At 72.9% G+C, this 19,674-nt stretch carries 25 protein-coding genes; 16 read left to right on the top strand and 9 right to left on the bottom strand.

Translation table 11 applies throughout. The annotated features are described in order from the left end of the window. Window positions 1–31: 31 nt before the first annotated feature. Window positions 32–346 (bottom strand): rhodanese-like domain-containing protein, encoded by a 315-nt coding sequence (locus DLJ47_RS14060; protein WP_088993190.1) that lies wholly within the window; start codon window positions 344–346, stop codon window positions 32–34. A 162-nt stretch (window positions 347–508) separates the two neighbouring features. Here DLJ47_RS14060 and trxA point away from each other — a divergent pair, with 162 nt between their 5' ends. After that, on the top strand, window positions 509–877 hold the full coding sequence (gene trxA / locus DLJ47_RS14055; RefSeq protein ID WP_109900452.1) for a thioredoxin: 369 nt from the start codon (window positions 509–511) through the stop codon (window positions 875–877). A 46-nt stretch (window positions 878–923) separates the two neighbouring features. On the opposite strand, the gene DLJ47_RS14050 is transcribed toward trxA, so the two are convergent. Beyond that, entirely contained in the window at window positions 924–1,316 is a 393-nt protein-coding gene (locus tag DLJ47_RS14050) for a DUF302 domain-containing protein (RefSeq protein ID WP_109900451.1), read from the bottom strand. A 256-nt stretch (window positions 1,317–1,572) separates the two neighbouring features. On the opposite strand from DLJ47_RS14050, the gene DLJ47_RS14045 reads away from it, so the two are divergent. The 8 genes from DLJ47_RS14045 (at window position 1,573) to DLJ47_RS14010 (ending at window position 8,558) form a co-directional block, all read left to right on the top strand. After that, window positions 1,573–1,842: a metal-sensitive transcriptional regulator gene (locus DLJ47_RS14045; RefSeq protein ID WP_088993193.1), complete on the top strand. Its 270-nt coding sequence runs from the start codon at window positions 1,573–1,575 to the stop codon at window positions 1,840–1,842. Window positions 1,843–1,973: 131 nt separating this feature from the next. After that, window positions 1,974–3,374 carry an MBL fold metallo-hydrolase gene (locus tag DLJ47_RS14040; protein WP_109900450.1) on the top strand — a complete coding sequence of 467 codons (1,401 nt, stop codon included), beginning with the start codon at window positions 1,974–1,976 and terminating at the stop codon, window positions 3,372–3,374. Between the two features lie 87 nt (window positions 3,375–3,461). Then, on the top strand, window positions 3,462–4,061 hold the full coding sequence (locus tag DLJ47_RS14035) for a rhodanese-like domain-containing protein (RefSeq protein WP_088993195.1): 600 nt from the start codon (window positions 3,462–3,464) through the stop codon (window positions 4,059–4,061). Further along, window positions 4,058–4,957, top strand: coding sequence for a sulfite exporter TauE/SafE family protein (locus tag DLJ47_RS14030; RefSeq protein WP_109900449.1), 900 nt, complete (start codon window positions 4,058–4,060; stop codon window positions 4,955–4,957). The genes DLJ47_RS14035 and DLJ47_RS14030 overlap by 4 nt, the downstream gene beginning before the upstream one ends. Window positions 4,958–5,078: 121 nt before the next feature. Further along, a complete protein-coding gene (locus DLJ47_RS14025; RefSeq protein ID WP_109900448.1) occupies window positions 5,079–5,831 on the top strand; it encodes a DsbA family protein in 753 nt (250 codons plus the stop codon). Beyond that, window positions 5,828–7,195 (top strand): cytochrome c biogenesis CcdA family protein, encoded by a 1,368-nt coding sequence (locus DLJ47_RS14020; protein WP_109900447.1) that lies wholly within the window; start codon window positions 5,828–5,830, stop codon window positions 7,193–7,195. Before DLJ47_RS14025 ends, DLJ47_RS14020 begins: the two co-directional genes overlap by 4 nt. Then, window positions 7,192–7,587 carry a BlaI/MecI/CopY family transcriptional regulator gene (locus DLJ47_RS14015; RefSeq protein WP_088993199.1) on the top strand — a complete coding sequence of 132 codons (396 nt, stop codon included), beginning with the start codon at window positions 7,192–7,194 and terminating at the stop codon, window positions 7,585–7,587. Before DLJ47_RS14020 ends, DLJ47_RS14015 begins: the two co-directional genes overlap by 4 nt. Next, window positions 7,584–8,558, top strand: a complete 975-nt coding sequence (locus tag DLJ47_RS14010; protein ID WP_109900446.1) for a M56 family metallopeptidase — start codon at window positions 7,584–7,586, stop codon at window positions 8,556–8,558. Before DLJ47_RS14015 ends, DLJ47_RS14010 begins: the two co-directional genes overlap by 4 nt. A gap of 64 nt (window positions 8,559–8,622) precedes the next feature. Here the strand turns inward: DLJ47_RS14010 and DLJ47_RS14005 are convergent, their stop codons facing one another. Next, complete coding sequence (locus tag DLJ47_RS14005; protein WP_233257824.1) at window positions 8,623–10,869, bottom strand: ATP-binding protein; 2,247 nt, start codon at window positions 10,867–10,869, stop codon at window positions 8,623–8,625. A 163-nt stretch (window positions 10,870–11,032) separates the two neighbouring features. Here DLJ47_RS14005 and DLJ47_RS14000 point away from each other — a divergent pair, with 163 nt between their 5' ends. Together DLJ47_RS14000 and DLJ47_RS13995 are read left to right on the top strand one after the other, a co-directional pair. Beyond that, on the top strand, window positions 11,033–11,488 hold the full coding sequence (locus tag DLJ47_RS14000) for a carboxymuconolactone decarboxylase family protein (protein WP_109900445.1): 456 nt from the start codon (window positions 11,033–11,035) through the stop codon (window positions 11,486–11,488). A 96-nt stretch (window positions 11,489–11,584) separates the two neighbouring features. After that, the gene (locus DLJ47_RS13995) at window positions 11,585–12,049 is read left to right on the top strand and encodes an iron chaperone (protein WP_109900444.1); all 465 of its coding nucleotides are present in this window, start codon (window positions 11,585–11,587) and stop codon (window positions 12,047–12,049) included. Window positions 12,050–12,115: 66 nt separating this feature from the next. On the opposite strand, the gene DLJ47_RS13990 is transcribed toward DLJ47_RS13995, so the two are convergent. After that, window positions 12,116–12,871: a PIG-L deacetylase family protein gene (locus tag DLJ47_RS13990; protein ID WP_109900509.1), complete on the bottom strand. Its 756-nt coding sequence runs from the start codon at window positions 12,869–12,871 to the stop codon at window positions 12,116–12,118. A gap of 85 nt (window positions 12,872–12,956) precedes the next feature. Here DLJ47_RS13990 and DLJ47_RS13985 point away from each other — a divergent pair, with 85 nt between their 5' ends. Further along, window positions 12,957–13,856: an alpha/beta hydrolase gene (locus DLJ47_RS13985; RefSeq protein ID WP_199235847.1), complete on the top strand. Its 900-nt coding sequence runs from the start codon at window positions 12,957–12,959 to the stop codon at window positions 13,854–13,856. A gap of 41 nt (window positions 13,857–13,897) precedes the next feature. Here the strand turns inward: DLJ47_RS13985 and DLJ47_RS13980 are convergent, their stop codons facing one another. After that, window positions 13,898–14,236 carry a MerR family transcriptional regulator gene (locus DLJ47_RS13980; protein WP_109900443.1) on the bottom strand — a complete coding sequence of 113 codons (339 nt, stop codon included), beginning with the start codon at window positions 14,234–14,236 and terminating at the stop codon, window positions 13,898–13,900. A gap of 53 nt (window positions 14,237–14,289) precedes the next feature. Here DLJ47_RS13980 and DLJ47_RS13975 point away from each other — a divergent pair, with 53 nt between their 5' ends. Then, window positions 14,290–14,904, top strand: coding sequence for an RBBP9/YdeN family alpha/beta hydrolase (locus DLJ47_RS13975; protein WP_109900442.1), 615 nt, complete (start codon window positions 14,290–14,292; stop codon window positions 14,902–14,904). A 145-nt stretch (window positions 14,905–15,049) separates the two neighbouring features. Here DLJ47_RS13975 and DLJ47_RS13970 read toward each other — a convergent pair whose 3' ends face one another. The 3 genes from DLJ47_RS13970 to DLJ47_RS13960 form a co-directional block, all read right to left on the bottom strand. After that, on the bottom strand, window positions 15,050–15,619 hold the full coding sequence (locus DLJ47_RS13970; protein ID WP_109900441.1) for a hypothetical protein: 570 nt from the start codon (window positions 15,617–15,619) through the stop codon (window positions 15,050–15,052). Window positions 15,620–15,764: 145 nt separating this feature from the next. Beyond that, entirely contained in the window at window positions 15,765–16,469 is a 705-nt protein-coding gene (locus DLJ47_RS13965; protein ID WP_109900440.1) for a hypothetical protein, read from the bottom strand. 106 nt (window positions 16,470–16,575) lie between these two features. Further along, a complete protein-coding gene (locus tag DLJ47_RS13960) occupies window positions 16,576–17,418 on the bottom strand; it encodes a helix-turn-helix transcriptional regulator (RefSeq protein WP_109900439.1) in 843 nt (280 codons plus the stop codon). Window positions 17,419–17,468: 50 nt separating this feature from the next. On the opposite strand from DLJ47_RS13960, the gene DLJ47_RS13955 reads away from it, so the two are divergent. Next, complete coding sequence (locus DLJ47_RS13955; RefSeq protein WP_109900438.1) at window positions 17,469–17,891, top strand: DUF2000 domain-containing protein; 423 nt, start codon at window positions 17,469–17,471, stop codon at window positions 17,889–17,891. A gap of 40 nt (window positions 17,892–17,931) precedes the next feature. On the opposite strand, the gene DLJ47_RS13950 is transcribed toward DLJ47_RS13955, so the two are convergent. Continuing rightward, a complete protein-coding gene (locus DLJ47_RS13950; RefSeq protein ID WP_199235834.1) occupies window positions 17,932–18,345 on the bottom strand; it encodes a DUF2267 domain-containing protein in 414 nt (137 codons plus the stop codon). 232 nt (window positions 18,346–18,577) lie between these two features. On the opposite strand from DLJ47_RS13950, the gene DLJ47_RS13945 reads away from it, so the two are divergent. Beyond that, a complete protein-coding gene (locus DLJ47_RS13945) occupies window positions 18,578–19,021 on the top strand; it encodes an OsmC family protein (RefSeq protein WP_109900506.1) in 444 nt (147 codons plus the stop codon). Window positions 19,022–19,149: 128 nt separating this feature from the next. Next, on the top strand, window positions 19,150–19,581 hold the full coding sequence (locus tag DLJ47_RS13940; RefSeq protein ID WP_146228088.1) for a hypothetical protein: 432 nt from the start codon (window positions 19,150–19,152) through the stop codon (window positions 19,579–19,581). The last annotated feature ends 93 nt before the right edge of the window (window positions 19,582–19,674 follow it).

Raw genomic sequence — 19,674 nt, 5'->3', positions numbered from 1 at the left:
GATCAAGCGGCCCGGCTGGCGGCTCTTCGCCTCACGCGTCCGCCCCGGTCGCCACCGGACGGCCGCTGCGGATCCACCCGCCGGTGCCACCGCCGACGGAACGGGCGTCGATGCCGGCACGGGCCAGGAACTGCGCGGCGGTCAGGCTGCGGTTGCCGCTGGCGCAGATGACATACACCGGGCGGCTGCGGGGAAGGTCCCCGACCGCCGCGGGCAGCTGGGCCAGCGGCACCGACCGGGCGCCCGGCACGTGACCCTCGACGTACTCGAACGGCTCTCGGACATCCACCACGACGGCGCCCGCGGCGTGCGCGGCGGCGAAGTCCGCCAGGTTCACCTCTCGCATCGTGCCTCCTTCTCCGAATACCCCCGGGGGTATGACGTCGACCGTAACTCAGGTCGCCTGCCCGCGCATTCCTTCCTGCTGCACGGGTGGTCAACGGGAATATATACCCCCTGGGGTATGTTGCCGGGGCTGGAGAACGCCGTCGAGACACGGAGGTGGGACATGGCGAGCGTGGCGTTGACCGCGGCCGACTTCGAGGAGACCGTGAGCCGGGACGGGATCGTCCTGATCGACTTCTGGGCGAACTGGTGCGGCCCCTGCCGCAGCTTCGCGCCGGTCTTCGAGAAGGCCAGCGAGAAGCACCCGGACATCGTGTTCGGCAAGGTCGACACCGAGGCGGAGCAGGGCCTCGCCGCGGCGGCCCAGATCCGGTCGATCCCGACACTGATGGCGTTCCGGGACGGCGTCCTGGTCTTCGCCCAGCCCGGCGCCCTGCCGGCGGCCGCGCTGGAGCAGGTGATCCAGGCCGTCCGCGACCTCGACATGGACGAGGTGCGGGCGAAGCTGGCCGCGAGCGCCGCCAGCCGCTGACCCGGCGAATGCGGGGTGCGGGCCGAGGCCCGCACCCCGCCGGGCGTCAGTGCGACACGGCGTCCAGCGCCGCCCGCAGCCGCGCGGCGGCCTCATCCGCCACCGCCGGCAACTCGGGCGCGTCGCTGAGCCGCACCATCACCTGCGGGTCCATGGCCTGCACCAGGGTGCTGTCCGGTCCGTCGGCACGGACGACGACGTTGCACGGCAGGAGCAACCCGATGCCCGGATCCGCCTGCACCGCGCGGTGCGCCAGGGGAGGGTTGCAGGCGCCCAGGATGACGTACTCCGCCAGCTCCACCCCGAGCTTCTCGCGCAGCGTCGACCGCAGGTCGATCTCGGTCAGCACCCCGAAACCCTGGTCCTTCAGCGCCGCCCGGACGCGCTCCAGGGTCGGGGCGAAGCCGGCGGACACTCGGATCGTCATCGCATAGCTCATGGTTCTCTCCTCGCTTGACATCATGCCGGCCGGAGGGGCCGGCCGGCGGCGATGCGCCGATGCCGGGCCGCTCAGGCCAGGCCGCGGAGCATCCCGTGCCGCTCCTGGGTTGACGGGTCGGCCGCCGGCAGCGCCTTCGTCGACGGCGGGAATCCACCGGCGGCCCTCGGGGTTGGGCATACCGTGGGGGGTATATCCGAGCCGGCTGGCGGGGTGGGTACCCCCTGGGGTATGTTGGAGTGCAGGAGGTAGTGCGGTGAAGCTTCGACCTGAAATGACCAGCGAGGCCCTGACCCGGCTCAAGCGGGCGCGCGGCCAGCTCAACGCGGTCATCGAGATGATGGAGAGCGGTCAGGACTGCCGTGAGGCACTGACCCAGCTCGCTGCGGTGTCGAAGGCGATCGACCGCGCGGGCTACAAGATCATCGCTTCGGGCATGCGGCACTGCAACGCCGCGCGCGACCGTGGTGAGACGCCGGAGATGACCGAGGAGGAGCTGGAGAAGCTCTTCCTGGCGCTGGCCTGAACGGAAGATGACCTGACCCACGCCGCGTAGGCGCGGCGTGGGCGGGTAGGCGTCTGCCGGATCGAGTTGGCGCAGAACTCTGTTTCCTGCATACCCCCCCGGGTATCTAGGGATTGGGAAGGAGAACGGCAATGGCAGTAGAGGTGTCCGTCATCGCGACGTCCTCGCTCGGCGACCGCAGCTACCTGGCCTCGGACGGGCAGGTCGGCATCGTGGTCGACCCGCAGCGCGACATCGACCGGGTCCTGTACCTCGCCGGCGCGAAGGGGGTGCGGATCACCCACGTGGTGGAGACGCACATCCACAACGACTACGTCTCCGGCGGACTGGAACTGGCCCGGGTGACCGGCGCCCACTACCTGGTTGCCGCGGCCGACGAGGTTGGCTTCGATCGTCGTCCGGTCTCCGACGGCGACGTGGTGCCCGTCTCGGACGGCCTGCGCCTGCGCGTGGTCGCCACCCCGGGCCACACCTTCCACCACCTGTCGTACGTCCTCGACGAGGCCGTCGACGGTGACTGGCGCCCGGCGGGCGTCTTCACCGGCGGGTCGCTGCTGTTCGGCACGACCGGGCGCACCGACCTGCTCGGCAAGCAGCACGCCCACGAGTTGGCCCACCACCAGCACGCCTCGGCGCAGCGGCTGGCCGACCTGCTGCCCGACGGGGCGCAGGTGTGGCCGACGCACGGCTTCGGCAGCTTCTGCTCAGCGAGTCAGGCCGACGCCCCCGAATCGACGATCGGTCGGGAGAAGCAGGCCAACCCGGTGCTGCGCCTCGCCGCCGACGAGTTCGTCACCGAGACGCTCGCCGGACTCGACGCCTACCCGGCGTACTACGCCCACATGGGCGTGGCGAACTTCGCCGGCCCGGCCCCGGTGGACCTCACCCCGGTGACCCGGGCCGACGCCGCCGCGCTGCGCGAGCGGATCGCCGCCGGCCAGTGGGTCGTGGACCTGCGGCACCGCAAGGCGTACGCGGCGTCGCACCTGGCCGGCACGGTCAGCCTCGGGCTCGACGGTCCGATGTCCACCTGGCTCGGCTGGCTGATCGACTGGGGAGTGCCGATCACCCTGCTCGCCGAGACGCCGGAGCAGGTCGCGGACGCCCAGCGCGAGCTGGTCCGGATCGGCATCGACCGGCCGGCCGCCCAGGCCACCGGCGAGGCCGAGCGGTGGGCCGCCGAGCCCGGGCAGCTTCGCGAGCTGCGGATGGCCGACTTCCCGGCACTGGCCGCCGCCCACGCGGGGGACCTCCCGGCCGGTTTGCCGGCCCCGGACGTGGTCCTCGACGTGCGGATGACCAACGAGTGGCGCGCGGGGCACATCGGGGGCGCGGTACACATTCCGCTGCCCGACCTGCCCAAGCAGCTCGCCGACGTGCCCGCCGGCGCCGTGTGGGTGCACTGCGGCTCCGGCTACCGGGCCACCGCGGCGGCGTCGCTGCTGGCCAACGCCGGCCGCGAGGTCGTCGTCATCGACGACAAGTTCGACCGGGCCGAGGCGGCCGGCGTCGCCATGGCCGACAACGCCTGACCCGTACCCGAGCCCGGCCGGCGTCACCGCGCGCCGGCCGGCACACCCCTGCCGTCACATCCGTCGCTTCTTCCTGAATGAGGAGTCATGAGCACTTCCGAGACCACCAGCCCCGCCACCCTCGACGCCACCAGCCTGCGCGAACTGATCGCCGCCGGGCGGCCGCCGCGGCTGCTCGACGTCCGCACCCCGGCGGAGTTCGAGACCTCCCACATCCCCGGCGCCTACAACGTTCCGCTGGACCTGCTGAAGGAACACCGCGAGGAACTGCGCAACCACCTCGACGAGGACGTCGTCCTGATCTGCCGCTCCGGTGCCCGGGCCACCCAGGCCGAGCAGGCGCTCGCCGGGGTCGGCCTGCCGAACCTCAAGGTCCTCAACGGCGGCATGCTGGCCTGGCAGGCGGCGAACGCCCCGATCAAGCAGGGCAAGCAGCGCTGGGACCTGGAGCGTCAGGTTCGCCTCGTCGCCGGCTCGATCGTGCTGGCCAGCGTCCTGGGCTCCATCTTCGTGCCCGGCCTGAAGTGGGTCGCCGGGTTCATCGGCGCCGGCCTCACCTTCGCCGCCGTCACCAACACCTGCGCCATGGGCATGCTGCTCGGCAAGCTGCCGTACAACCGGGGCGCCAGCTGCGACCTGGACACCATCGTCGGCCAACTGCGGGACGGCACCGGGGAGCGCGCATGAGCGCAACCCTGCTGCTGACCGTCGCGCTGGCCGTCGTCATCGGCATCAGCCTCGGCCTGCTCGGCGGCGGCGGCTCCATCCTCGCCGTACCACTGCTGGTCTACGTCGCCGACCTGCCGGCCAAGGAGGCCATCGCCACCTCGCTGCTCGTCGTCGGCGCCACCAGCGCCGTGGGAATGCTGCCGCACGCCCGGGCCGGCCGGGTCCGGTGGCGCACCGGCCTGATCTTCGGCCTCGCCGGCATGACCGGCGCCTACGCCGGCGGCCGGCTCGCCGAGTTCATCCCGGCCGGCATCCTGCTCACCGGGTTCGCGATCATGATGCTGGCCACGGCGGTCGCGATGATCCGCGGCCGGCGCTCCGCCGAGGGCAAGCCCGCGCCGCACGAGCTGCCGGTCCTGCGGGTGATCCTCGACGGTGTGGTGGTCGGTCTGGTCACCGGCCTGGTCGGTGCGGGCGGCGGATTCCTGGTGGTGCCCGCCCTGGCGCTGCTCGGCGGCCTGCCGATGCCGGTGGCCGTCGGTACCTCGCTGGTGGTCATCGCGATGAAGTCGTTCGCCGGCCTCGCCGGCTACCTCTCCAGCGTGAGTATCAACTGGGGACTGGCCGCCGCCGTCACCCTCGCCGCCATCCTCGGCAGCTTCGCCGGCGGCCGGCTCGCCGGGAAGATCCCCGCGGATGTCCTGCGCAAGGCGTTCGGCTGGTTCGTCGTGGTGATGGGCGTCTTCGTCCTCGCCCAGCAACTGCCCGGCGACCTGCGGAGCAACCCGCTGCTCTGGGCCGGCGTCGGCGTTGCCGCCGCCATCGCCGTGGCGCTCGCCCTGGGCGGCAGGCGCAGGTCGGGACCGCGCGAGCCCATCGCATCGGTGCCGGCGGGATCCTCGTCCCGCCGCTGATTCCCCGGTCACGAGGGACGTCCGACAGCTCCGGACGTCCCTCGTTTCTACTAATTCCTCTAGTACTAGACTGGCTAGTACTAGCTCTAATAGTAGTCGTGATCCCGTGGATGGAGGAGACGTGCCAGGTACGACGAAGCCGTCGCGCAGGAGTGACCGCCGGACGGCCCCGATCCGCCGCGCGGCCGGCTGGCTGGCCCCGGTGGTGGTCATCGCGATCGTCGCCGTGCTGGCGACCCTCGCCCGGCCCGCCGACCAGCCGGCCGCTCCCGCCGACGGGGGCGCGGCCGCCGGATCGGGCGGTGGTCAGGAGGCGAACCCCTTCGCCGCTCTTGCCCGCCGGACACCCGGCGACCCGCTCGCCCTCGGCGAGCCGGACGCCCCGATCGTGATCATCGAGTACGCCGACTTCCAGTGCCCGTTCTGCGGGCGGCACGCCCGGGAGACCGAACCGAAGCTGGTCCGGGAGTACGTCGACAAGGGCCTGGTTCGCATCGAATGGCGCGACCTGCCCTACCTCGGCGCGGAGTCGACCGACGCGGCCGCCGCCGGCCGCGCCGCCGCCGCGCAGGGGAAGTTCTGGGAGTTCCACAGCGCCGTGTACGCCAAGGAGCGCCGGGTGAACAGCGGTTCCCTCGACGAGGGCGCGCTGCGTGACATCGCCACACGGATCGGGCTGAACCTCACCAGCTTCGACGCCGATCGCGGTTCCACCGCAACCCGGGCGGCCGTCCTGCGCGACCAGCAGGAGGCGACCTCGATGGGCCTCACCGGCACTCCGGCGTTCATCGTCGGCGACACCCCCGTCATCGGCGCCCAGCCGTACGAGGCCTTCAAGCAGGCCATCGACGAGCAACTGGAAGGGGTGAAATGAGCGACATCGGCTACCTCGCCGCCCTGCTGGGCGGAGTCCTCGCCCTGCTCAGCCCGTGCAGCGCCATGCTGCTACCCGCCTTCTTCGCGTACGCCTTCCAGCACCCGCGACAACTGCTGGCCCGGACCGGGGTGTTCTACCTCGGCTTGGCGGCGGTCCTCGTACCCCTCGGCGCCGGCTCCTCCGTCGTGGCCGGCGCCTTCTTCCAGCACCGCGACACGCTCATCCTGGTCGCCGGCTGGTCGATCATCGCCCTCGGCGTGATGCAACTGGCCGGCAAGGGCTTCGCCTTCGGGCCGGCGCAACGGTTGATGGGCCGCATCACCGGCGAGTCCCCGCTGTCGGTGCTCGCCCTCGGCGCGGTCTACGGGCTCGCCGGATTCTGCTCCGGCCCGATCCTCGGCGGGATCCTCACCGTCGCCGCCACCTCGACGCGACCCGCTACCGGCGGCGCCCTGCTGGCCGTGTACGCCCTGGGCATGACGGCGCCCCTGCTGCTGCTCGCCCTGGTCTGGGACCGCTGGCGCATCGGCCAGCGGCGCTGGCTGCGCGGCCGTCAGTTCTCGCTCGGTCGGCTGCGCCTGCACACCACCTCGACAGTCTCCGGTCTGCTCTTCGTCGCCCTCGGCGTGCTCTTCCTGGCCTTCGACGGCACGGCGGCGCTGGCCGGCGGCTTCGGCCTGACCGACATCGAGGGCGCCGCGCAGGAGTGGGTCACCGCGACCGTCGGCGGCGTACCGGATGAACTGGTCCTCCTTGTCGCGGGAGCGGCCGCGGTCACCGTGCTGCTGCTGCGCCGGCGTGCTGCCCGCACGCCGGACACCGATGCCACCCCACCGGCCCGGACCGGAGTGGCCGGGCCGACCGTCACCGCCGGCCCGGCGGCCTGGCCGGCGCGACGGTGGGTGGCAGCGGTCGCCGGCGCCGTGACGACGACGGTGGTGATCGCCGTGCCCACCGACCTGATCGACACCCCGTACTTCAGCCGCGACGTGGCCGTCACCTGGTGGGCCTGGCCGGTGCTGGTGGTGACCGCCGCGCTGTCCGGGCTGCTGCTGGCCACCTACGTCGCGGCCCGCGCTGGAACCGGCGAGGCAGCGGCGGGCCGTGGGGAGCCGCGGACCGGCGTGCTCGGGGCGACCCTGTCCCTGTTCGCGGTCGGCTGTCCCGTCTGCAACAAGATCGTCCTGGTCGCGCTCGGCTACAGCGGCGCGATGAGCTGGTTCGCCCCGGCGCAGCCCGTACTCGCCGTGGCCTCCGTCGTCCTGCTCGCCTGGGCCCTGCGGCGTCGGCTCGCCGCCGAGCGGGCCTGCCCGGCTCCGGCCATGTCGGTGCCGACCGCCGCCGGTAGGGTCGACCGGTGAGCCGACCTCGACGGACGGACCCGGGCAACGACCGCCCGCTGGGTCCACTCGAATCCGCGGTGATGAACGCGTTGTGGGAGGCGCCGGGTCCGCTCACCGTGCGGCAGATGGTCGACGCGATGGCGGACCGCGGCCTCGCCTACACGACGGTGATGACCGTCCTGGACAATCTGCACCGCAAGGGCTGGGCGGAGCGCGACCTCGCCGGCCGCGCCTACCGCTACCGTCCGAGGACCAGCCGGGAGGAGCACGTCGGACGGCTCATGGCGGAGGCGCTCTCCTCGGCCGCCGACCAGCAGGCCGCACTGGCCCGGTTCGTCGACGCCATGACGGCCGAGGAAGCCGCCGCCCTGCGCGAGCTGCTTCAGCGGCGCGGAGACACCGACTCATGACCAGCCTGGCACTGCTGGGCTGGGCGGCCGCGGTGGTGACCCTCGCCCGCCCCGTCCTCACCGCACCGTGGTTGGCGTCTCAACCACGGCTCGCGGTGTGGCTCTGGCTCGGCGCGGAACTCTCCGTCGCCGGCGCCGTCCTCGCCGCCGGGCTGCTCGTCGCCGTACCGCCGGCCGCGCTCGCCGCGGGCCTGGCCGGCATCGTCGCGGCCTGCAAGCAGGCGTTGGCGGACCTCGGCGCGCCCAACGCGACGCTCGCCGTGGTCGGACTGGTCGCCACCTCGGTCCTCGCCGCCCGCCTACTGGCCGCGCTGGTCGTCACGTTCACCACCGCCCGGCGCTGGCGTCGTCGCCACCGCGCCGCACTCCTACCGCTGGCCCGGCAGGACGTCGGTGCGGGTTGGACGGTCGTCGAGCACACCGCGCCCGTGGTCTACTGCCTGCCCGGCCGCCCGGGGCAGGTCGTCGTCACCAGCGCCGCGCTCGACGCGCTCACCGAGGCCGAGTTCGCCGCCGTGCTGCGGCACGAGCGGGCCCACCTGCGCGGCCGACACCATGTCCTCGTCGCCCTCGCCGTCGCGTTCCGTCGCGCCCTGCCGGGGCTGCCGATGGCCGATGCGGCCGAGACGGAGATCCGCCGGCTGGTGGAGCACCTGGCCGACGACCGGGCGAGCGAGCGGCACGGGCGGCACGCCGTGGCCACCGCCATCGTTCAACTCGCCGACCGCACTCCTCGGCACGCTCTCGGGGCGGCCGGCGCCGCTGACCGGGTACGGCGGATGCTCGCCCCGCCGACCCGACCCCGGGCCCGTCACCGCCTCGTCGCCGCCGGTGCCATCGGGCTGCTCCTGGCCGGCCCGCCGGCCGTGGCGGTGGCCTCCGCCGGCCTCGCAGTCGAGCACGCGACCTGCTCGACCGGTTCCTCACCGACGGCGGCCGGTCCGGCCGCGAGCCAATCGCCCGGCGGCTGATCAACCCGCCCGGAACCGCTCTGTACGAGTAACGCCGGACGGACAACGGCCCTGCGGCGCTGGCTCAGCGGGCGGCGAGCAGCTCGTCCCGCGCCGCGCCGGCGAGCTTCTCGTCGTAGGGCCGGCCCAGCTCGCCCGCGAGCTCGATGGTCCGGTCGAGCAGCGCCAGCGCCTCGTCAGGGCGACCCGCGACGCGGCACGTCTCGGCGTAGCTGTGCAGGAAGTCGATCTCCAGCTGCACCTCGGCCAGCGATTCGAGCAGCTCGAAGGCCCGCCGGTGGTGTTCGAGCGCCTCCTCGGGCGAGCCCATGATCCGCAGCGCGACTCCGAGGTAGTTGTGGCACAACGCCTGGTTGTGCTGGAGGTTGTGCTGCTCGGCCAGCCGTAACGCGTCGTGCAGCGTGCGCAGCGACTCCGCCGGGTCGTCCGGCGCCAGGGCCAGGCCCAGGGTGACCAGCCCGGTGATCTGCGCGGGCCCGTCCGCCAGGGCGACGGATGCCCGGGCGAGTTCGACGGCTTCACCGCCCCGCCCGAGGTGCAGGGTCACCCATCCGTCGAAGGCCAGCGCCTGGGACTGCCCGGCGCGGCGCCCGAGCTTCTCGAACAGCTCGCGGGCCCGCCGGAAGTGCCCCTGCGCCGCTTCGAGGTCACCGAGATCCCGGCGGGCGAAGCCGATGCGCAGCGCCAGCGCGGCGGCGGTGTCGTCGTCCGGCCCTGACCGCTCCGCCGACTCGTAGGCGGACAGCGCCTCGGTGAGGCGTCCGGCGGCGGCCCGGGCGTAGCCGAGGTCGGCGAGCAGCGCCGCCCGCTGCTGGTCGCGGCCGAGCCGCGCCGCGGCGGCCGCGGCCCCGTCGAGCAGGCGTACCTGGTCGTCGGTGCCGCGATGCCGGAAGAACCAGACCCGCATCGCCTGCGGCAGGTCGGCCGCCACCTCGTCCACACCGAGCCGAACGGCGGCGTCGAAGCAGGCCACCAGGTTGGCGTACTCGACGTCGAACCAGGCCATCGCCTTCGCCGGATCTCCCGGCGCGGGTCGCGGGCGGTGCGGCGAGGGCAGCGTCTGCTCGTACGTGACGGCCAGCGTCAGGTAGTGCCGCAGGACCCGGCGCACGGCCGCGTCGGCCTGTGGCTCCTCGTCGGCGGCGAGGTCCGCCGCGTACTGCCGGATCAGGTCGTGCATCCGGTACCGCCCGGGCGAGGGCTCCTGGACCAGGTGGGCGTCGACCAGCTCGTCCAGTGCCGCGCCTACCCGGCCGGGCGGCAGGTCGGTGAGCGCCCCCACCGCCGACGCGTCGAAGTCGGCCCCCGGCAGGACGCCCAGCAGCCGGAACACGCGGCGCTGGACCGCGTCGAGCTGCCGCAGCGACATCCCGAACACCGAGTCGAAGCGGTTGGCGGTGTCGCTCAGCCGCTCGGCCAGCACCGCCACGGTCCAGCCCGGCCGGTGGCGAAGTCGCGCGCCGGCCATCCGTAGCGCCAGCGGAAGCCCGCCGCACTGCGCCAGCACCTGGCCGACCGCATCCTCTTCGGTCAGCGTGAGCCCGGCCGCCCGGCCGAACAGGTGCGCCGCGTCGTCGTCGGTCAGCGGCTCCAGCGACACCGGCGGCACCCCGTCCAGGCTGACCAGCCGGTGACGGCTGGTGACCAGGACCGCGGACTTCCCGGCCCCGGGCAGCAGCGGGCGCACCTGTTCCGCGTCGACCGCGTTGTCGAGCACGACGAGCACCCGCCGACGGGACAGCTCCGACCGCCACAGCGCCGCGCGTTCGGCGACGCCGGCCGGCGGATGCGTCACCTCCAGGGCGGCCAGCAGCCGGCCCAGCGCGGTCTGCGGATCCAGCGGCTCCTGGCCCGGGGTGAAGCCGTGCAGGTCGAGGTAGAGCCCGCCGTCCGGGTACGTCGCGGTGAGCCGGTGGGCCACGTGCACGGCCAGGCTGGTCTTTCCGACGCCCGCCATGCCGTCGACAGCAACCGCGGCAGTCGTGCGCAGCAGCTCCTCGACCAGCGCGGACTCAGCTTCCCGGCCGGTGAAGTCGAACAGGTCGGCCGGCAGGTCGTTGCGGCGCGGAGCGGGCGCCGCGCCGGCCCTGGACGCCTCGGCCCACACCGCGCGCAGGGGCCGGGGGTCGCGGCCCACGGCCCGGCACAGCGCCACCACGGCCTCCCACGGCGGCACGAGCTGACCGGTCAGGTACCGCGACAGCGACGAGCTGCTCAGCCCCGCCTGGCGGGCGAGGGCACGCAGGCTGAGCGCGCTCAGCTCCTTGATCCCGGCGAGCTGAGCCACCAGTCGCTCCTGGGGGCTGGACACGCGCAACACCGTACCGTCCCGGCCCACGACGCCGGATCTGCGACCTGTCTGTGCTGCTCAACCGGCTTCTGCGTGTCCCACGGTGTCCCACGGACGGCACGCGGTGCGGCCCACCGCTGATCGGATGACTCCCGTCAGCGACACCGACGACGAAGGAGAAGCGATGTCGACCGAGCGCATGCCGAACCCGGCGGTTCTGGTTCCCGAGGCGATGGAGGCCCTGATGGCGGTCAACCGGGCAGTCGCGGGCGTGGGGGTGGACGGCAAGGTGCTGGCCCTTAGCCACCTGCGGGCCAGCCAGATCAACGGCTGCGCCCCCTGTGTCGCCGGGGGCGTCCACCAGGCGCGCCAGGCCGGCGCGAGCGCCGACCAGGTGCACGCCGTCGCCGCCTGGCGGGAGACGCCGTGGTTCAGCGACGAGGAGCGGGCCGCGCTGGCCCTGACCGAGGCCGTGACCCGGCTCGCCGACCGGTCGGACCCGGTGCCGGACCAGGTGTGGGACGTGGCCGCCACGTACTTCGACCAGAAGGAACTGGCCGCGCTGCTGCTCACCATCGCCATGACCAACGCCTTCAACCGGCTCAACGCGCCGACCCGCCAGCAGGCGGGCACGTGGTGATCTGATCACCCGCCGAACAGATCCATGAACCCGGTGGAGTGGGGGCTCCACCGACCAGCACCGCCCGAAGCCACTTACCAGAAAGAGGAAGCCGCGATGTCGACCAGGGCCAAGACCACCACCGCCACCGCCACCGCCAACAAGTACGACGGGTTCACCGACGACGAGCGCAGCGCGATGAAGGAGCGCGCCAAGGAGCTGAAGAGCGCCGCACGGCGGGGCGCCAAGGCCGACCCGGAGACCGACGTGCTCGCCAAGATCGCCGAGATGGCGGAGTCCGACCGGGTGATCGCCGAGCGCCTGCACACCGTGATCAAGGCCAGCGCGCCGGGTCTCACCGCCAAGCTGTGGTACGGCATGCCCGCGTACGCCCGCAACGGCAAGGTGGTCTGCTTCTTCCAGAGCGCGGCGAAGTTCAAGACGCGGTACGCGGTGCTCGGCTTCAGCGACGAGGCGAACCTCGAGGATGGCGTCATGTGGCCGACCTACTTCGCGCTGACCGAGCTGACCGCCGACAGCGAGGCCCGGATCGCCGCGCTCGTGAAGCAGGCGGTGAGCTGAGGTCCGCGCGCTCCGCGGCGGGATGTCGGGCGGGTCTGCCCGACATCCCGCCGCGGCCGGCCGGGCTCAGAGCCAGGGTGGCGGACCCTCGAAGGTGAGTGCGTGCACGTCGAACAGGACCGCCGCCTCGACGCCCAGCGCCGGCCCGCCCTGCCGCGCCGCCCAGGTGAGGAACGGCCCGGGTTCCGGGCCGGCGACGCCCAGACCCCTGGTGTACTCGGCGTGCGCGGCCAGCGAGGCGATCCCCCGCTGCAACGGCTCGCCGGTGACGTCCACGCCGTGGGTGGGGCGCTCGGCGCCGGCGAAGCAGACGTAGCGCACGCCGCCCCAGGGTGGCAGCCCCTCGTCCACCAGCTCCGGGAAGATCCACCGGTTGCCCGCGTCGCGGGCGGCGTCCAGTGTGGCCAGTCCCACCGCCCGGTGGTCGGCCTGGTTGGTCATGCCGCCCACCATCCGGATGGTGAACGCGCCCGAGACGATGACGTCGGGCCGGTGCCGGCGGATCGCGCGCACGATGTCGCGGCGCAGCTCCGGACCGTACTCGACGACCCCGTCGCGGTGGTCGAGGAACTCCACGACGTCCACGCCGACCTCCCGGGCCGCGGCGCGTTGCTCCTCCTCGCGCAGCGGCCCGGCCTGGTCCGGGTGCATCGCGTCGATGCCCGCCTCACCCCGGGTGGTCAGCAGGTAGGTGACCTGCTTGCCCTGCGCGGTCCAGCGGGCGATCGCCGAGGCCGCGCCGTACTCGATGTCATCAGGGTGGGCGGCCACCGCGAGGCAGCGCTCCCAATCCTCCGGCAGTGCCGGTAGCAGCTCATCCACGGTCCACACCGTAGCCGCCGGCGCGCCGGGCCGGCACCGCCCGTGTCGGCACCGTCGGCCTCGGTGGAGCAGTGATAATGATCGCGTGGACCCCGACCGGCTGCACCCGCAGGCGCGGGCGGCGATACACGTCCAGCAGCGTGTCCCGCTGACCCGGGCGACCCTGCCGGCGGCGCGGCTCAGCATGATCCAGGCGACCCCGGACGAGGTGGGCGGCGGACCGCGGATCCGGTCCGTGGTCACCGTCGACGCCGGCGGAGTTCCCGCCCGCCTCTACCGCGACAGCGATTCCGGTGCGCTGCCGGTGGTCCTGTACGCGCACGGCGGCGGGTGGGTGATGGGCAACCTGGACACCCACGACGGGCTGTGCCGGCACTTGGCGGCCGCGTCCGGCTGGGCGGTGCTCTCCGTCGACTACCGGCTCGCCCCCGAGCATCCCCACCCGGCCGCGGTCGACGACATGGCGCGAGCACTCACCTGGGTGCGTGGGCCCGGGGCGGCCCGGTACGGGCTCGACCGGGGCCGGACGGCGGTGGCCGGTGACTCCGTGGGCGGGCACCTCGCGGCGGTGACCGCCCGCCGCGCCCGCGATGCCGGGATCCACCTCGCGGGACAGCTCCTCATCTGCCCGGTCCTCGACCCCGCCGCCGACTATCCCGCGCTCGACGAGTACGGCCTGGACCGGGAGGAGATGCGGTTCTTCTGGGACGCGTACGCCCCACCCGGGGTGGACCGTACCCAGCCGGATCTGGACCCGCTGCGGGCCGACCTCACCGGCCTGCCGCCCGCCGTGCTGATCACCGCCGAGCTCGACCTGTTGGCCGCCGAGGGGGAACGGTACGCCGCCCGGCTGCTGGCGGCCGGCGTTCCCGTCACCGCTGCCCGGTACCAGGGGCTCAACCACAACTTCCCGCGGAAACTGGCCATCTTCGACGCGGCCCACATCGCCCTGGCCCAGCTGGCCGCCGCGTTGAAGCGTTGGTGAGCGGTCGACACCGCACCGGTGCCGAGGCAGGTCATGCTGCCTCACTCCAGGTGTGCCGCAAGCTTGCCGACCTGTTCGGACAGTCGGTGCAGCTGGTTGCTCAGCTCCTCCCTGCGCCGTTGCAGATGGGCCCGGAGCTCGTCGCACATCTCGAACTCCGGTCGGGGGCCACGAGCGCAGGGAAGGAAGCGGCGGATCGCGTCCGAGTTCAGTCCAGAGTCCAGCAGCGCGGTGATCTGACGCACGACCAGCGGCGCGTCGTCGGCGTACTCCCGATAGCCGTTGGCGCTCCGCCTCGGGACGAGCAGCCCCTGCTCCTCGTAGTAGCGGAGCGCTCGCCTACTGACCCCGGTCATCGCGGACAGCTGCCCGATGCGCATTCAACAACTCCCTTCTTGACCTTGACGCCGACGTGAGCCCTTACGGTCTCGCTGTGCCTACCTCAACCTCACCTACCACGTCTGAGCTTCCCGTCCGACGGGTCTTCATCGTCCATGGCTACGGGGCGACGCCCGACGACCACTGGTTCCCGTGGCTACGCGACCTGCTCACCGCCCACGGGGTCGAGGTCACGGTGGTCCGGCTCCCCGAGCCCCAGGCGCCTTCCGCGGCCGACTGGCACAAGGCTGTCAGCACCGCCGTGGACCGGGTCGACGACGAGACCTGGATCGTCGCGCACAGCCTGGGCGCGATCACCGTGCTGCGGCGCCTCGCCGAGTTGCCCGCCCCGTGGTCCCTGGGCGGTGCGGTCTTCGTCGCGGGCTTCACCGGGAGACTCGAGGTGCTCCCCGTCCTGGACACCTTCCTCGCCGACGACGTGGACGTCACCGCGATCGCGCCGAACATCCGACACCGCCACGTGATCCATTCCGACGATGACGCCATCGTTCCGCCGCGCGCCTCGGTGGCCCTGGCCGACCGGCTGCGGGCACGTACCCATCTCGTCCGGGGCGCCGGCCACTTCCTGGGCAGCGAGGGCGTCACCACCCTGCCGTTGGTGGCCGAGATCCTCGAACTGGCCTCAGCGACCACGACGTCGCGGCGCTGAAACTCGGCGGACGCGGGCGAGCGGTCACGGACGCTGGCCGCTGCCCGTCGGGTCGCGTGCGCCGCCGGCGTACACCGCCGGCGGCGCCGCGGCCCGCACCCGGGCCACGTCCCCGGTCAGGTCATTCGCCCAACGGAGCAGCGCGCTAGTGCCACTCCGTCAGCCGGGGGCGCCCGGGCAACTCGATGCGGCCGGTGGACCACTTCAGTGCCGCCCACGGGTCCACGCCGGCCAGTTCCTGCGCCGCCTCCGGAAACAGCCGAGCGAGCACCCGGGCGCACACGTCCCGCGGTGGATCGACAGCGAGGCCGAGGCCCTGTGCGATGTCGTCGCCGTGCAGCAACGCTTCCACGCACCCCATCGCGGCGAAGCCCTCCGGATCGGCCTGACCGCTGGGGTGGTAGGCCCGGACATCCGGCCCGGACACGCGTACGGTGGCCGCCAGCATGCGGCCGCCCACCTCGGCGAACTCCAGTACCTCTGCCGGCGAGGCGTCCTGGTCGGCGTTCGCCATGAAGCGCACGAACCGCTTCTCCGGTCGGGCCAGGAGCTGACCGGCGAACGAGATCAGGCAGTCGCCGAGGTGCTCGGCGGTGTGCCAGCAGTCCCACTCCAGACTGCCGGCCCGCGCGGACCACTCGAGCGCGGTCGCTGGTCGCAGGCTGGCAACGACAGTCGACAACGCCGCGTCGAGATCATCGGCGGTGACCACCATGACTTCCTCCAGGTCTTGCCAGGCCGATGCCGCACCGGCATCAGTCAGTGGCAGGCAGCTTGCCCGAAGGGTGTGACGAACTGACCGGCGGCGGCGGCCGGTGCCCCGAGCCGGCCTTGCCGTCGACGGCAGGTGGCGAGGCTGCTCACGCGTCCAGCACGGTGAGCCACTCGGCGGTTCGGGGGCGGTAGCCGTGCCGGTCTACGAGTCCCCGGACGATCGCCGGCACGTGACCGGCGCCGTAGACGACCGCGACGTCGATCCGCTCCGACGAGCGGGTACGGACCAGTTCGGCGAGCGCGACGAGCAACCGCTCGTCCCGGTCGCCGCCGAACGTGCGCTCGAAATGATCAGCGAAGTCGCTGTCCGAGTACAGCTCGTCCCGCGCGCTGGGTAGGTCGTTCAGCTCGACCTCCGGCGAGAGCAGCCGTCGCGTGCCACCGAAGAACTGGGCGACGGCCACGATCGGCAGGAGGCACCACAGCTGTAACCGGTAGCGCAGCGGCATCGCCCGCCAGCCCTGGGCGAACTCCGCCGTCGTCACGTCCGGGTTGATCACCTCCACGCCGAGCGACCGGTAGGCGATGTTGTCGACCACCAGCCCGGAACGCTTGTTCGCCGGCATGACCCGGTAGGTGAGCGTGACGGCCCAGGCGAGGACCGAGCGCCCCCGGACGCCCTCGACGACGAGCAGGTCACACCGCCGCAGCCGCTGCGTCACCGCCGCGTAGAACTCCGGGCTCGCGACATGGAGCATGGGGAACAGCACGAACTCCAACTGGCTGCCGGGGCGCCGGAGGCGCAGCACCGCAGACCGGGTCCCGATGATGCTGTGCTCGATGATCTGCATGCCGCCACCCACCGTCCGTCGGCACTGCGCTTCACGGTAGGTCCGCGGAACAAGCGGGCAGTCCTCCCGCCTGGACGAGCAGCTGGCAGGAGCGGGACCCCGGGAATCAGGAGTACCGCCGGTCGTCGACGGCGGCGCGCCCGGTCGCGGGAAGGCTCGCGTATCGGGTCGGGCTGACACCGAGGTGGCGCTTGAAGTGCCGGGTCAGGTGCGACTGGTCGTGGAACCCGGCCGCGGCGGCGACCTCGGCGGGGCGCCGGCCGGCGAGCAGCAGCCGGCGGGCCAGCTCGATGCGGCGGCTGGTCAGGTACGAGTGCGGCGGCAGCCCGTACGTCCGGGTGAACGCCCGGACCAGGTGGGTGGGGTGAGCGTGCAGCAGCCCGGCGGCCTCGCGCAGGGTGACGCCCTCGGCGGTCCGGGCGTCCAGCAGCTCGCGCAACCGGACGGCGAGGACGTGGGCGGCCGGCTGGTCCCCGGTCGGGATGTGCCGGCGTAGGTGCAGGTTGAGCCGTTCCAGGATGAACGCGAGGCGGCTGTCCGCCTCGAACCCGTCGCCGGGCCGGGCGAGCGCCTGGTGGAGCTGGTGGATCCGCCGGCGTAGCTGCTGGTCGGGCAGGTTCGGCCGGTCGACGGCCGCGCCGGTCGCCGCCGCGTCGAGCACCGACGGGTCGAGGTAGAGGACCCGCTTGCGGAAGCCGTGCCGCGTGGCGGAGCGGCCGTCGTGCGGCACGTGTGGCGGTAGGAGGGTGACCGACGGCCGCAGGGCGCCGTGCCGATGCCGGTCGAGGTCGAAGCGGATCGCGCCGTCGTCGACGATCAGCAGCGTCCACACGTCGTGCGTGTGTGCCGGGTAAGCGTGGTCGACGAAGTGCGCGTGGAACACCTCGGCGATCCCGGGCACCGCCGGTCGCCAGGCGCTGACGTGCGAACCCGCCGGCCGACTGGCCATGCTAAGAACGTACAAGACGGGGATCGTCCCGGGCGGGCAGCCTCGAAGCCATGAGTGAGCCGATCCGCTTCGACACCAAGATTGCCGTTCTGATCCGGGACGACCTCGCGGCCTGGCAACGGCTGAACGTCACCGCCTTCCTGGTCAGCGGCGTCGCCGGCGCCGCGCCAGAACTGCTCGGCGAGGAGTACCTCGACGCGGACGGCATCCGCTACCTGCCCATGTTCCGCCAGCCGGTGCTGGTGTTCGCCGGGGATCGGGAGACGTTGACCAGTGCGCACGGGCGCGCGCTCACCCGCGGGCTGCGCATCTCGATCTTCACCCAGGAGCTGTTCGGCACCGGCAACGACCGGGACAACCGGGCAGCCGTACGGGCGGTGTCCCGGGAGAAGCTCGACCTGGTGGGGTTGGCGCTGCACGGTCCGCGGAGTGCGGTGGACAAGGTGGTCAAGGGGGCCAGCCTGCACCGATGAGAGCCGACGCCCGAAGGTGGGCCGGACGGCCGGTGGACGATCAGGCGGGCGGTTTCCCCGTGCCGGCGGGCACCAGTTGCCGGATGTCGGTGGGAAGTGCTGCCTGAAGGCGCTCCATGATGCGGCCCTGCGTCGCCTCGCCGACGACTTCGAGCACGACCCGAGCGGCCTCCGCTGCCTCCGGACGGTCCATTCCCGCCCGATCGGCCACCCGCCCGACGAACTCCTCCCGGTCGAACCGGAGTCCGCCGCTGGGCGACTTCGCCGTCTGCCGCAGGTATTCGCCGATCTCGCGAGGAAGTTCGGCGGCGATGTTCTCGGCCAGCCCGTCCGGCACCCGCTCGCCGAGCGTCTGCAGCGTCGCCCGGATGGCGGACGTCGCCGCACCGATGTCGGCGAGTCGCGCCCTCGCCTGGACCTGGCCCACCAGCTCGTGATGTTGCACGTCGGTCACCTCCCACGTCCGCTTCCTGTCGTACGCCCGGACGCCGGGTCGACCGGCGCCGCGGCGTCGGCGGTCAGCGCCCGGCCCCGGTCGTCACCTCAGCCCAGCTTGCGTCGCGGATACCCCCGATGCCGGCCCTGACACCACGAGGCGGCCCGCCTCCAGCAGGCGGAACGCGGTGATCGGTCAGCCAGGCCGGCCGGTGGCGCGGAAACCGGCAGGCGTGGGTAGCGTGCGGGTCATGAGTGAGGACACCTTCCGCTCGGTGAACATCGAGCGCACCAGCGTGGGCAAGTACGTCGTGCGGAACGTCCGTGGCGGATCGCTGCCGATGGGTACGGGGGAGGACGGCGACTTCACGCCGGTGGAGCTGCTGCTGGCGGCGATCGGCGGCTGCACCGCGATCGACGTGGACCACATCACCAGCCGGCGCGCCGAGCCGATCCAGTTCTCCGTCGACGTCACCGGCGACAAGATCCGGGACGAGACCGGCGGAAACCGGATGGAGAACCTCCGGGTCGAGTTCACCGTGACGTTCCCGGCGGGCGCGGACGGCGACCGGGCGCGCGAGGCGCTGCCCCGGTCGCTGCAGCAGTCGCACGACCGGCTCTGCACCGTCTCCCGTACCGTCGAACTCGGCACCCCCGTCGCCACCGTCGAGGCTGCCGGTTCCACCGGGGACTGAGGTTTTCGGACGTCGTCCTGGCTGGCGGTCGATTTGTCACGCGACCGTCACGCCACCGCGCGGGGGCCGTCATGGCGCCGGGCATTCCTGGTGAGAGGAACCTCATCGCCGGGGGCAGGTGAATCATCATGGCCGGCCAGGGCAGGGTACGCCGGGTGGCGATCAACGCCGGACTGGTCCTGGCCGCCTTGCCCTCCGCCGGCTGCACCTGGGACCCGGCGCCACAGCCGTCCCCGCGGCCGGCCAGCACGAGTCCGTCGAGCACCCTGGCCCGGGCCGAGATCGGCGACCGGCTGACCGTCACCGCCGCCGTCGAGCGAGTCGTCGACGACGCCGCCTTCGTGGTCTGGGACGTCGACCTGGCCGACGACTCGCTGCTGGTGCTGACCCGTCAGGTCGTCGAGGCGGCGCCACCGCAACTGGTCACGGTCGAGGGCACCGTCGTCCGGTTCTCGTACCGGGACCTGCTCGGCCGTCCCGGGCTCGGTCACCCGGACGCCTATCGGTCGTTCGAGGGGCGGAAGGCGTTGGCGGCCGATCAGGTGACCGTGTGGCGGTGACCGACCCTGGGTCCCCGGCCGTCGACCACGACAGGCGTCCCGCGCCGGACGTCCAGTGTTGTCGACCGCCGCGCGGCCGAGCCCAACCGTCCG

The sequence above is a fragment of the Micromonospora sp. S4605 genome (genome assembly GCF_003176715.1).
Taxonomy (GTDB): domain Bacteria; phylum Actinomycetota; class Actinomycetes; order Mycobacteriales; family Micromonosporaceae; genus Micromonospora; species Micromonospora echinaurantiaca.
The sequence above is the reverse complement of the archived record's forward strand: the minus strand, read 5'-3'. Positions and strand labels throughout refer to the sequence as shown.